The sequence below is a fragment of the Moorena sp. SIO3A2 genome, from assembly GCF_010672265.1.
Lineage (GTDB): Bacteria > Cyanobacteriota > Cyanobacteriia > Cyanobacteriales > Coleofasciculaceae > Moorena > Moorena producens.
This window is the reverse complement of sequence record NZ_JAAHHC010000004.1, coordinates 168,174-180,584: the sequence shown is the minus strand read 5'-3', so window position 1 is coordinate 180,584 and position 12,411 is coordinate 168,174. Positions and strand designations below refer to the sequence as shown.

The window sequence follows — 12,411 nt, the reverse complement described above, 5'->3', positions numbered from 1 at the left end:
AACCTTCAACCTTCAACCTTCAACCTTCAACCTTCAACCTTCAACCTTCAACCTTCAACCTTCAACCTTCAACCTTCAACCTTCAACCTTCAACCTTCAACCTTCAACCTTCAACCTTCAACCTTCATAAAGCATTAGGATTGCTCCATTGAATTGCACCACTGCCACCACCGATTGAGTGGATAGTAGACGACTGGTGCCCAAAGACTACTGAGAATTGCAGAACAGATGGCAATACGCTGATGGTCTGTCCAGATTTGTGCTAATTGGCGAGAGCCTTGAAAACTATGCTGAATAGCGGTCACTGTTTCCCCAACAATCGCCATGCCAAACACAATTAAAGCTACTGAAATAAAATCTTCCTGAATATACCGCTGCTTTTGAATTAGAGCAGTCAAGATCCCAACGATGGCAAGGCTATAGACATGGGTAGGCTCAGGGAATGTCATACCATCTTGTACTAATCCCAATACCAACCCTGCGAATGCTCCTTGAAACGCTGTGCGTTTAATGCTCCAGGCAACAACCCAAATCAACAGCCAGTTGGGAGCGATTCCCAGTAATTCCATTCCCGGTAAACGTGTCAGTAATAAGATTGAGCAGAGGATAACTGAACTAACTGTCACTGCCCAATTGATTGTTCGACGAACCCAAATAGAAAACTCAGACGTGTTGGTCATTGGTGATTAGTCATTGTTGATTAGTCATGGGTCATGGGTCATGGGTCATTTGGATCAATAATCACCCACTCCAGATAACTCATCGGGGCTGTCAACTCAATAATCGCCTCTGGGGCTGGACTTTTGTCAAGAATAACAGACTCTACACGTCCTAGGGGTAAACCAGCTGGGAAAAGCTGGCTGACAGTGGAGGTAGCCACAGCATCACCAGGACGGACGTTTGGCACTTTATCAAAAAACTGCATTATTGCCCGATTAGTTCCTTGTCCACGCAAAAAACCCATGCTACGGCTACGGCTGATCACGGCACCTACCTTACTAGTGGGGTCACTGATCAGCAAGGCACGACTGGTGTGGGGTGTCACGGTAACGACTCTACCCACTACACCGCCAGGTGCCATAACAACGAAGCCCTTTTTGATCCCAGCTTCACTCCCTCTTCCCAGAATGATTTCTTGCCACCAGCTGTCAGCGCTACGTCCCACAACAGGCGCAACAATTCTTAGTTTCTTCGGGGTTTTTTTATAACCTAACAGCTCTTTTAGCTTCTGGTTTTGGGTTTTGAGTTCCTCTACCTGCTGTTGTAGTTCCAGTGTCCGCGCATTAGAGAGGCTTTCTTCTTTAGCAGGTAGCGATTGAAAAGGGCGGGTTATCAATTGATAGATTTCAAAAATTGTTGCACCCTGAGTTCTTCTAAGTAACCAAGCAGCAATTAGGGTAAGACTCCCCAGCATAATTGCTACTCCATGTCTCCCCCACCAGCGACGCAGCATGTACATAGCCTATCCATAAAATAGTCAGATTTTGGCTAATCAGTGAGTTTTTACACTAGCCACACTCAATCTACACTCTTAAGATATTGAATAAAAATACTCTTTAAGGTTGATGTTTAATAGCTGACAATTACATATTACGGGAACGTCCACTAAACACCCGCTCTAACTGTTTGTAGTTCTCTAAGACTCGACCAGTTCCCAAAACAACACAGCTGAGGGGATCAGCGGCCACATGGGTTACAATGCCGCTTTCATGACTAATCAGTGTATCTAATCCTTTCAATAAAGCACCACCACCCGCCAGCATAATACCTCTATCAATAATATCAGCTGCCAGCTCGGGGGGAGTCCGTTCTAGAGTGCGCTTAACAGCATCAACAATAACAGAAAGGGGTTCTGCCATACTTTCACGAATCTCTGGTCGTTTGATCGTAACAGTTCGTGGCAAGCCAGACAGCAAGTGTAATCCTCGCACTTCCATGGCAGCTTCATTATCGTCAGGTGTTGGATAGGCTGAGCCAATGCGGATTTTGATGTCTTCTGCTGTCCGTTCCCCAATTACTAGGTTATGGACTTTTTTCATATACTGAGTAATTGCTTCACTCAGTTCATCTCCCGCAACACGCACTGATTCGCTTAGAACTGTTCCCTGCAAACTTAGAACTGCTACCTCAGTGGTGCCTCCACCGATATCAATAATCATGTTACCTGTTGGTTCTGCTACAGGTAATCCAGCACCAATGGCTGCTGCTACTGGTTCATCAATTAACCTAACTTCTCTAGCACCAGCCTGTAATGCGGCTTCCATGACGGCTCGTCGTTCCACACCTGTGACACCGCTAGGGATACCAATCACAATCCGAGGTGAAACTAGGGCTTTGCCTTCGTTTACCCGCTGGATGAAGTGCTTCAGCATCAGTTCAGCGGTATCGAAATCAGCAATCACACCATCCCGTAAAGGACGTACGGCAACTACATTACCTGGGGTTCTGCCCAACATCTTTTTTGCCTCTTCGCCTACGGCTAGGGGAACCTTTTCGTCTTGATCAATGGCAACCACAGAAGGCTCTTGAAGAACAATGCCTTTACCAGATACATAGACTAAGGTGTTAGCTGTACCCAGGTCTATACCCATGTCCCGTGACAGGGAAAAGTGATTCAAAATACTCACTAGTTTCTACGCCTCACAAAATGCTGTGTACAACCGAAATTGCACCGGAACTGTAACTGAGGTGGATTCTATTATGTTTTTTCCAGTTAGTCTAGTACGCTAGTACACTAGGTCATTATGATTCTCCGGATACTATTTGGAAGAAATTTCTGCGAATACACCCAGCTGCAAATACATAACGGTTTCATCGGCTCAAGTTAAGCTCCAGTTAACTAGAATATTGTTGATGACTGACTTGCTTCGGTGACTTAAAATAAGTCTTAAAATAAGTTAGTAATTGTTATACACCAGCTGAATCTGTTATTGTAGAGCCATAATCAGTACAAAAGTACCAATATAACTATGAGTCTCAATGTTGTCCATTTAGTCGGTCGTGCAGGTACAGACCCAGATGTTAAGTATTTTGAGTCTGGGGGTGTATTGTGTAAACTGGCCTTGGCAGTGAGACGACGGACACGCAATAGTGATCAGCCTGACTGGTTCAACTTAGAGATTTGGGGGAAGACGGCGGAAGTAGCTGCTAATTATGTGCGTAAAGGTAGCTTAATTGGTGTAAAAGGGTCTTTGAAAATTGACACTTGGAGCGATCGCACCACCGGAGCTGATCGCTCACAACCTGTGATCCGAGTAGAGCGCCTTGATTTACTTGGCTCTAAGCGTGATACTGATCCGAGCGCTGTAAGTAGCTATGATAACACCGAATTTTGAATAGTTTTGATTTATACTCAAACCTCATAACTAGTCTAGCTATTAGCTTTCGAGGAAACTAATAGCTAGACTAGTATAGGTCTGGATTTCTACCCTAAGTTCCCTGAGTAAAAACTAAAATACTTAGGGCTAAGAAACTTAGCTCTAAAACATTTAGGTCTACTGCTTACCTAATGCTATGAACTAGATCTATTGCTTTTCAGCCAATTCCTGTGTTTAGGTGATTACTTACCAGTTGCCGAGCACTAGTTGCCGAACACTAGTCAAACATCCTTCAGACGATGATTGTCTGATCCTACAGGTTCACCAAGAAGCCGTCTTACCTCAGTTTATGACCTGGCTAACCAGGTGGGCACTGTCGAATATCGCTTGAAGTTTCTGGGTATTTTCCCAGTCTACTGCCGCAAATCCGATTAGTTCCCTTATATATATGAGCATAGATCAAAAAACACTATTGGCAGTCACCAACTTCCCAGTAAAACCTGCTGACTCTATTGTAGTAGCTGCTCAAAATATCTGCAACATCTAGGTGTTTGACCACATAAATGCCTAGCAGGAGAAAATAGTGTAATAAGACTTTACTGATTTTGTTGACATTGGAACTATTGCGTGACTACAATCATTTCCTTAAATACTAACCATTTCCAAACCTTAGACTTGTCTCCAGCTCAGACAGTGGTTGAAGGGTGGCTGCAAGACGGTGCGATCGCAAACCATGAGCAGCAGCTAGGCTTTAACATTGATTTTGATTGCGATCCTGAGGATCCTCGAGAATTCTCAGAGATCCCAGAGGTGCGGTTATGGTTTGTGCGCTTGGATGCTACCTATCCCTGGTTACCTTTTCTACTAGATTGGAAATCTGGGGAATTCGTCCGCTATACTGCTATGCTAGTGCCCCACCAATTTAATCGTACAGAAGGCATCCAGTACAACTCTGAAGCCTTAGAAATTTTCGTGATGCAGAAGATCTTTGTACTTAGTCAATGGTTAAAGCAGTGGGGTATACAAAGCCAATCCCGCCTCAAGTCGATGGCTCAGTTACTTGGCTATGAACTAGATGATACTTTGTTTGATCTGATCGAAATCTCAGGGGGTGATATCAAGTCCGGTTGAATACCCATCATAAAGAAGATTGATGGGGAGATGGGGAGATGGAGCCGGGGCTGATAAGTACAAGAAACGCTATAGTTGGAGAAGAGATACGATGAATGGGCAGTTTATGCCTGTGCAAAGTATAAGTCCACATCGGGTTGATTATCATCTCAATCAACCCCTATAGCTTCAGCTTTCCATCCTCCCTCAACAGAGTTTGGGGATAACAGAAAAGCGCCTTTATTACTTTCTCAACAAATACTGGGAGCCTATTAGCTACCCCAAATTTGCTCTAATACAGTTTCCGGTTTGATATCGGCAATCCGACCGGTAGCTGATTGAATACCGTATACCCCCTCCTTGGCAGGTAGTAGTTTTTTGGCCTGTGTCGGACCAAACAAGGCAATGGTAGGAGTACCAACAGCTACAGCTAGATGCATCGGTGCACTATCGGTACACAGCATCAAATTAGCACCAGCAATCATGGCTGCCAATTTTCCAATATCTTCTGGAGCAGTAACAATGATGTCACGATGGTACTCGATCATAGCCTGGCACCATTCTGCATCCTCTGGCCCTTTTAGCAAGACAATGGGCAGATCTGGTTGTTTTTGGCGAATGTCCTCAACAATCTTCTGCCATTGCTCAACTGGGTAGATTTTATCAATTCCTTGGGACAGAGCGAGTTGACTAGAACCGCCATGAATAAGAATGTAGCCAATTTCTGGAATCTCTAGCTGTTGCTGTTGAGCTTCTGCCCATTCAATATCTGATTTGGGAACTCTAACCGCGAGTTCTTGACAAGGAACGTTAATACCGAAACCTAGTAGTAAGTCGTGGTACATATGGGCAGCATACTGCTCAGTTTTTAGGGGCACAGGGTTGGTAAAAAACAAATCCCTTGAACCAGCTTGGTAACCAATTCGACGCACAATACCAGTCATCCAGAGCAACAGCCCAACTGACCACCGACGTCCCAGGGTCATCGCAGCATCGTACTCGCGATCGCGGATCACTCCCAACAAGTTACCAAAATCTGCGAGACCATTGCGGTCTTTAAAATCAAAGGTTAGAACTTCATCGACTGACTGACAAACCCGATAAGCCCCCTTGGCTCGCGGTTCCACAATAACGTCAATCTCAGCTTTGGGATAATACTGTTTTAGTTGTGAGAGGGTGGGAAAGAACAGGATTTGGTCGCCAATTCCACCAGGAACAAGGGCTAGTATTCTCATCTCAAATTACTTGAGCTTACGGATCAGTTTAATTTTAACTTGACGCTTGAACGACTAATTCTGAATTATATCCAGGGCATATTATCCTAAGCTCAGCCATGAAGCAGCAGCTAAGAGGTAGAATATCGTGCATTTATTAATTCCAGCAGCCGGAATGGGACGACGGATGGGGAGCGATCGCAATAAGCTTCTTTTAATACTTCTAGGTAAACCAATACTGGCTTGGACACTGCTAGCAGCAGAGAAAGCCAGTAGTATTAGCTGGATTGGGATCATGGGACAACCCTATGACTGGCCAGAGTTTAAAGCAATTCTAGCTGAACTTGCCCTATCTAAACCTGTGGAGTTGATTGAGGGGGGTGAAACGCGGCAAGAATCTGTCTATAATGGCTTGCAGGCTTTACCAGCAGAAGCCAAAAGGGTGTTGATTCACGATGGTGCTAGATGCTTAGCTAGCCCTGAGTTACTGGCACGGTGTGCCCAAGTCTTAATGGGTTGTCCCGGTCTAATTGCCGCTGTGCCAGTCAAGGATACGATTAAAGTGGTGGATGAAGCCAATCTTGTTCAAGATACACCGGATCGGAAGGGATTGTGGGCAGCACAGACACCCCAGGGATTTGAGGTGAAGTTGTTGAAACAGTGCCATGACCAAGGACGTGAGGCTGGCTGGGAAGTTACGGATGATGCCGCTTTGTTTGAACGGTGCAGCTTGCCAGTAAAGATTGTGGAAGGGGAGGAGACGAATTTGAAGGTAACTACCCCAGTTGATTTAGCGATCGCAGAATTTATCTTGCGCCAACGTTTTGAACTCAGTGGAACCGAATCTAGTTAATTAATTAACCATGATTAATCATAGTTTATGTTGCCCAAGGGAATGGAAAATTTCCACATACCAATAATGAAATTACTATGGAGATCCAACAACGCCACCCTTGGCCAGTCAATAGTGAAGAAGCCAAAGCAATTCAACAACAACTACAACCTGAGGTAATTTGTGAAGATCAGTTGGGGGAAGTCCAGTATGTTGCGGGTGTGGATGTAGGTTTTGAGGAAGATGGTGCTATATCACGGTCAGCAGTAGCAGTTTTAAGCTTTCCTGACTTGCAGCTGAGGGAAAATGCGATCGCACGCAGACCCACTACCTTTCCCTATGTACCAGGCTTCCTATCATTTCGAGAAGTCCCTGTAGTACTGGATGCTTTGGAAAAAATTAGCATTATCCCTGACTTAATTTTGTGTGATGGTCAGGGCATTGCCCATCCTCGTCGCTTTGGTCTTGCCTGCCATCTGGGGGTACTGACAGATATTCCTACCATTGGTGTGGCTAAGTCGCGATTCATTGGTGATCATGAACAGTTGCCCGAAAACAAAGGTAATTGGCAACCGCTGAGGGATGATGGAGAAATCATTGGAGCCGTTGTGCGTACTCGGACTGGAGTTAAGCCAGTCTATGTTTCCATTGGTCATCGCATCAGCTTACCCACAGCAATTGATTATGTGTTGCGCTGCACATCTAGGTATCGATTACCAGAAACAACTCGCTGGGCTGATCAACTAGCATCAAAGTGAAGTTAGAATTTAGAATTTAGAATTTAGAATTTAGAAGTTAGAATTTAGAATTTAGAATTTAGAATTTAGAATTTAGAATTTAGAATTTAGAATTTAGAATTTAGAATTTCCCATCCTACATTCTGCCTTCTGCCTTCTGCCTTCTGCCTTCTGCCTTCTGCCTTCTGCCTTCTGCCTTCTGCCTTCTGCCTTCTTCATTCTGCCTTCTGCCTTCTGCCTTCTTCATTCTGCCTTCTTCATTCTACATTCTACATTCTACATTCTTCATTCTACATTCTACATTCTTCATTCTTCATTCTTCATTCTTCATTCTTCATTCTTCATTCTTCATTCTGCCTTCTACATTCTTCATTCTTCATTCTTCATTCTTCATTCTTCATTCTTCATTCTACATTCTACATTCTACATTCTACATTCTTAATTCTTAATTCTTAATTCTTCATTCTTAATTCTTCATTCTTTTGGTAATATCTCTTCTTCTAATCGATTAACCCGTTCCTTGAGTTCTATTACTAAGGTAGCAAGACGCTTAAACATTGGGTGATCAGCGTCTACGCTGCTATAGCTATCAGTTGGTGATGGTCCCTGGTGTTGAGTGGGTCGATTACTATCAGGAACTGACTGGCTGACCTGACGTAACTTAGTCTCTAACTGATTGAGTTTAAATCTCAAGTTAATTATCTCAGATTCAAGAGAAGAAATCCGCGATTCTACAACAGTCATAGAAGCTGTGGCTGGTGGAATAAACTGTGAGATAAAAATTCCTAAGATTAAGCCAAAAGCGAGTATTACGATTGTTCGTTTCAAAGTAGTACAACCCCATTAGTTATCTTACTACCCATTATGAGATACTCTTAAACCGTCATTAATCGGGATCATCCAGTATGAAACGGTCAAGGTGCAATTTATTGTTGTCCGAGTGAGGAGTGGTCATGCAGTAATTGGAGTTGAACTTTCCACCCATCTGTCTGGACGTTCCTGGCATCTCGACCAGGAGTTGCTTGAAAGCCTGAGCAAAGCTCATGTTTACAATCAATCCAACCAAGCTCAACTGCATCAAGCAGACTCAGTCCCATCCCTTTCAAGAAACGCGCGGTACGACGCAACAATACTGCCATTACCTCGGTCTTATTCATGTACCGAGTTAGTTCCTTGTCCGTACCCCGAGCAAGGATGTTTTTGGCAGCATTGTGGTCAGCCTGTAACACGACCCCATTAAATCTGGTAAAGTTGTCCCCGCTCCTTTTCCCCAACAGGGTTCCAGTCACGGAGTCAACTTGCGACGTGTAACTAGGCTGGACTTCTGTCACAATCGACCCAGTCCAATCAGCCCATTTTTGTAATGAGTCCCGCATTTGACCCTTCATCCAGCTATTAAGCTTGCGAGACATGGCTTTGGACTGACGTTTTCCTTTAATCGGTTGTGTTAAATCTTCTGCAAAAATTTTAAGTGACTTCCCATTAAAAAGAGACTTAGATGCGGCTCCTATGATAGCCGTTAATTCTGACTGATTTTGTCTGTAACGCTTGTTCTCTGTTTTTCTGCTTAAGTTATTTTTAAGAATACGATCCGACTTAGCTGGGTCTATTTTTTCTAGTTTTCTATGAAGTGCCCAAAGCTTTCCTCTTTTGCGGTTTTTGGCACATATACGAACGGACTTTTTGGTGGTAACTTTGCCTAACCCTTTCCCATGCGCTTGACCCTCTGAATCATAGAAAGCCTCCGTGTATCCCTTGTCTACTCCTACAGGGCGACGTTCACCGGGAATTTCTACATTTCCATGGTCTACAAGAAAATGAATCTCAAACCTTTGCAGAACTTGGTTATGTATCAACCGAATTTGTCCTTTTATTTTTCGGTTAGATCTGACGATTATCCTGTTTCTCTTTCCTCTCCTTAATCCAGCTAATTCTAGTTGGTATGTATTGCGAGAGAGTCGTTTGCATTTATAACCCACTTGTTGATAAACTATCTGGTTCTTAACCCAGGAATGTCCCCGCTGGAATTCTTTCCTAACTAGTCTATGCAGCAGTGGGTTTTCCAAAAAAGCTAAGGTTTTAAGCTGTTTGCAAAGTTTTTTCCTGGTCTTTTGGTTTTCTTTCCCCGGAAACCTTCTATAAATTTTCTTTATTACCGCATCGATACAGGCTGCCTGCTGGGCTGTAATGGCTTTTGCTACATCATTGATAGTCCAGTCCATTATTTTGGCAGGCAACCCCAGAGTATCTGGAGTCCTGAAGCTTTTTACTTCCGGGATAGCCTTTTTCCAGTCCAGTCCCCAATGCTTGATGCTCCCCAGCTTGTTGTAAGACTCAGCTCTAACGATGCCTAGTTTTTTCATTGTAGACAGCAACTCAGTCTCAATCGACTCAGTCATCCCCACTACGGGGACAATTTGAGTCGATAGCTTTTTGGTTACGCCTACTTTTTTTGACATCGTCAACTGGTGTGTCTTCTTTCTTGATTTAGATAGATTTCTAGCGCTAGCAAAACGTCAATGTCGGTTTGGTACGGTTAAAAACCGTTTTATACCTATTTATTGGGGTTTAGTTGCGTGACTCGTTCCTTTGGACTTTCATTGTAACCATTCAACTATCAGCAGTAAGCTGAAGGGCTACAGGCATAGTATGAATGGCTGATAGCTGATAGCGCTAGACTGAATAGTTACATTGATAGTGACATTAAGATAGCCAAGATGTATCAAAAAGAGCGAGTCACTCATGGGGTGCATCTCATATTTGTAAAAGGGGAATGGGGAATGGGGAATGGGGAATGGGGAATGGGGAATGGGGAATGGGGAATGGGTAATAGGTAATGGGTAATAGGTAATAGGGGAAGCATGTCACTTAAGCCTAATATTTTTACCATTACTATAGCCCCCTGATGGGTAATTGCTTGCTGATCTGGTAAATAGTTCATCTGTTCTGCAACTAAGACCGGATTTTTGTTGTTTTGTCAAGTAGTTCATTTGTTAGGCTTCTTTGACCTGCTCCCTTTATAGTCGGGTGCATCTCATATTTGTAAAAAAGGAAGTGTGGGGCCCGGGCCCGGGGAGTGTGGGAATTTTCTCCCGAATTTTTGCCTAATTGCAAAACTGAGATGCACCCCACTCATGAAACCGCTCTTTTTGATAAGGGGATAAATAGTTAAGGACAAAGTAGAATTATAAATTTGTCTTAGGGATATTTTAACCCAAAGACATAGCTCCTTAGACATAGTTTCTCTCCTCCCTGATGGCTCAGGCTTTAGGCTGTTTCCAACCAGTCATAAATTTTATCTAATTGCTCCAGAGTTACCAAACCATACTGCCAAAGAATCATTGGCAAAAGTCCTGGATCTTGTTCCCGGTGTCGTTGTGCGATCGCAATTGAATCTCTAGAAATTGCTAACTCTTCTTGGAGAAAATGCAAGAATTTTGTATAGGTTTTTGGTGCCATAATTAGTTGTATTTCACCTCCTTTAATAGGCTCTATTTGGGAATTAGTAATCTGAATGTGTAAACCATCAGTAGCCACTATCTCATCTGTCCACTAGGAAATTACGAGTGTCGGTTATACCTGACATAGAAACAGTAGGAAATTTTCAGGTTTTAAGGATAATTAATCCCATAGGAAAGTAGTTGACTTTCCCAATCATCACCCGACTAGGATTTAGGATGACAGGAATAGCACTCTAGTATCCCTGTATAAATTTTCAGGGTTAGGAGGCTGATTACCTGTGTCCTAAATCACTGCCAACCTGAGATTCTCGTCAACCTAGAACAGCAATCTTATGTGTCTTGATGCAGTCGCTCATGGGGGAAACCACGGCAGTCGCTCATGGGGGAGACCACGGCAGTCGCTCATGGGGGAAACCACGGCAGTCGCTCATGGGGGAAACCACGGCAGTCGCTCATGGGGGAAACCCCCAAGACCGCGCTGCCTCCCCAAGACCGCGCTGCATCGCTTTCTTCCCAGTATCGAGATCAAATACCCCACTCGCATCACCCCTAGACCTTGCCAACACAGTGAGTTGGCAAGACCCTCCTAGCTCATATGGTTAAGTCAAGCAAAATTCGACAGTTTTAAACACACACTACATCAGACCCTTGATTGACAATGGTCTGTCAAGTTAAAAACTTTGGCTGGCGTACGCTATAACTGACTACTCTCTCACACCCTCAACTTAGCGATTCACCGCTAAGAGTCAGTAGCGTCACCCCTACCCTTGTTTTCCCAACCTTGATTAATTATGTCAAGGGCAGCCATTAGTAATCAAGGGTATAGTCATTTGCGAGCTTTTTACATCTGTCTTAGGAAAGATTACCCTAATTTGGATGGACTACCAACAGATTTCCCTTGAATTTTCCAATAATTTTTCCATACACTGATGAAAGGGAGCAGGGAGCAGGGAGCAGGGAGCGGGGAGCAGAAATATGCAGAAATATGCAGAAATATGTCTTAAGCGTTACTTCGACTGCTATATAGGAACGATAGCATCAAGCTTCATGCTTGATATAGCGCTACGGGCAATGGCATTGGCAAGAGCCAAGAGGCAAAAGTAAACTTAGTCATAGCTTACTTCTGACTTCTGACTTCTGACTTCTAACTTGCGCGTAGCGCTATATTAGTTAGGTGCGGTACTACTCCCATCCAGAAACTTGACAGTTACCTGGTCACCTACTTTCAGACCCAGTTCAGCCGCACGTCCGCCACGGAGTTCAATCACTTGGTCAATAATTTCCTTTCCTGGACCATAGGTAGGACATTTATCGGTTTGGCAGGGGGGGACAGATTTTGCGATCGCTTTTACTTCCCCATTTCTTAGAAACACCATATCCAGATAGATTTTAACATTCTTCATCCAAAAGCTGACACGCCGTGGTGGGTCGAAGCCAAATAACATCCCCCGATCCGGTGCTAGAGATAGGCGATACATCAAACCCATTGCCTGTTGCTCAGGGGTCTGTGCCACTTCCAGCCCAATCCGCTCACCTGCGATGTCAGCCTCAGCAGAAATTGGTAACATTTGACCTAATTTGCTTGGTGATTGTGAAACTGATGGGGCTGTTGCTGGTGGTTGACCAGATTTCACAGAGGTACTATTTATAGTGTCTTCTGGAACTGACCCTGCTGAACAGCCCATCAGTAAAATACTTAGTGCTATTGCACATAGAGTGATTTGAAACTTCATACCCACA

15 protein-coding genes and 1 other RNA gene are annotated in these 12,411 nt (G+C 43.9%); 6 read left to right on the top strand and 10 right to left on the bottom strand.

The features are described from left to right. Window positions 1-134: 134 nt before the first annotated feature. The 3 genes from mreD to F6K64_RS06085 all read right to left on the bottom strand — a co-directional run bounded on the left by mreD (window position 135) and on the right by F6K64_RS06085 (window position 2,591). Complete coding sequence (mreD, locus tag F6K64_RS06095; RefSeq protein ID WP_008186442.1) at window positions 135-680, bottom strand: rod shape-determining protein MreD; 546 nt, start codon at window positions 678-680, stop codon at window positions 135-137. 38 nt (window positions 681-718) lie between these two features. After that, window positions 719-1,459: a rod shape-determining protein MreC gene (gene mreC / locus F6K64_RS06090; RefSeq protein ID WP_044493822.1), complete on the bottom strand. Its 741-nt coding sequence runs from the start codon at window positions 1,457-1,459 to the stop codon at window positions 719-721. A 124-nt stretch (window positions 1,460-1,583) separates the two neighbouring features. Further along, window positions 1,584-2,591, bottom strand: a complete 1,008-nt coding sequence (locus tag F6K64_RS06085) for a rod shape-determining protein (protein WP_008186438.1) — start codon at window positions 2,589-2,591, stop codon at window positions 1,584-1,586. Window positions 2,592-2,969: 378 nt separating this feature from the next. Between F6K64_RS06085 and F6K64_RS06080 the strand changes: the two genes are divergently transcribed. Next, entirely contained in the window at window positions 2,970-3,335 is a 366-nt protein-coding gene (locus F6K64_RS06080) for a single-stranded DNA-binding protein (RefSeq protein ID WP_075900051.1), read from the top strand. A gap of 299 nt (window positions 3,336-3,634) precedes the next feature. On the opposite strand, the gene ssrS is transcribed toward F6K64_RS06080, so the two are convergent. Continuing rightward, window positions 3,635-3,817, bottom strand: a non-coding RNA gene (gene ssrS, locus F6K64_RS06075) — 6S RNA. A gap of 127 nt (window positions 3,818-3,944) precedes the next feature. Here ssrS and F6K64_RS06070 point away from each other — a divergent pair. Next, window positions 3,945-4,448 (top strand): CRR6 family NdhI maturation factor, encoded by a 504-nt coding sequence (locus F6K64_RS06070; RefSeq protein WP_287265091.1) that lies wholly within the window; start codon window positions 3,945-3,947, stop codon window positions 4,446-4,448. A 251-nt stretch (window positions 4,449-4,699) separates the two neighbouring features. Here the strand turns inward: F6K64_RS06070 and F6K64_RS06065 are convergent, their stop codons facing one another. Next, entirely contained in the window at window positions 4,700-5,662 is a 963-nt protein-coding gene (locus F6K64_RS06065) for a glycosyltransferase family 9 protein (protein WP_008186430.1), read from the bottom strand. 127 nt (window positions 5,663-5,789) lie between these two features. On the opposite strand from F6K64_RS06065, the gene ispD reads away from it, so the two are divergent. Continuing rightward, window positions 5,790-6,494, top strand: coding sequence for a 2-C-methyl-D-erythritol 4-phosphate cytidylyltransferase (gene ispD / locus F6K64_RS06060; RefSeq protein WP_008186429.1), 705 nt, complete (start codon window positions 5,790-5,792; stop codon window positions 6,492-6,494). Window positions 6,495-6,571: 77 nt separating this feature from the next. Then, window positions 6,572-7,231, top strand: coding sequence for a deoxyribonuclease V (nfi, locus tag F6K64_RS06055; RefSeq protein WP_287251390.1), 660 nt, complete (start codon window positions 6,572-6,574; stop codon window positions 7,229-7,231). Between the two features lie 453 nt (window positions 7,232-7,684). On the opposite strand, the gene F6K64_RS06050 is transcribed toward nfi, so the two are convergent. The 4 genes from F6K64_RS06050 to F6K64_RS06035 form a co-directional block, all read right to left on the bottom strand. Next, window positions 7,685-8,038 (bottom strand): hypothetical protein, encoded by a 354-nt coding sequence (locus F6K64_RS06050; RefSeq protein ID WP_287265090.1) that lies wholly within the window; start codon window positions 8,036-8,038, stop codon window positions 7,685-7,687. A gap of 98 nt (window positions 8,039-8,136) precedes the next feature. After that, a complete protein-coding gene (locus F6K64_RS06045) occupies window positions 8,137-9,669 on the bottom strand; it encodes a zinc ribbon domain-containing protein (protein ID WP_008186422.1) in 1,533 nt (510 codons plus the stop codon). Between the two features lie 281 nt (window positions 9,670-9,950). Further along, a complete protein-coding gene (locus F6K64_RS06040; RefSeq protein ID WP_165691805.1) occupies window positions 9,951-10,151 on the bottom strand; it encodes a hypothetical protein in 201 nt (66 codons plus the stop codon). A 326-nt stretch (window positions 10,152-10,477) separates the two neighbouring features. Next, window positions 10,478-10,669, bottom strand: coding sequence for a DUF2949 domain-containing protein (locus F6K64_RS06035; protein WP_044493838.1), 192 nt, complete (start codon window positions 10,667-10,669; stop codon window positions 10,478-10,480). A 356-nt stretch (window positions 10,670-11,025) separates the two neighbouring features. Here F6K64_RS06035 and F6K64_RS06030 point away from each other — a divergent pair, with 356 nt between their 5' ends. Together F6K64_RS06030 and F6K64_RS06025 are read left to right on the top strand one after the other, a co-directional pair. Continuing rightward, entirely contained in the window at window positions 11,026-11,274 is a 249-nt protein-coding gene (locus F6K64_RS06030) for a hypothetical protein (protein ID WP_287265089.1), read from the top strand. Window positions 11,275-11,646: 372 nt separating this feature from the next. Further along, window positions 11,647-11,775 (top strand): hypothetical protein, encoded by a 129-nt coding sequence (locus F6K64_RS06025; RefSeq protein WP_287265088.1) that lies wholly within the window; start codon window positions 11,647-11,649, stop codon window positions 11,773-11,775. A 62-nt stretch (window positions 11,776-11,837) separates the two neighbouring features. Here F6K64_RS06025 and F6K64_RS06020 read toward each other — a convergent pair whose 3' ends face one another. Continuing rightward, window positions 11,838-12,404 carry a DUF192 domain-containing protein gene (locus F6K64_RS06020; RefSeq protein WP_287265087.1) on the bottom strand — a complete coding sequence of 189 codons (567 nt, stop codon included), beginning with the start codon at window positions 12,402-12,404 and terminating at the stop codon, window positions 11,838-11,840. Between the last annotated feature and the right edge of the window lie 7 nt (window positions 12,405-12,411).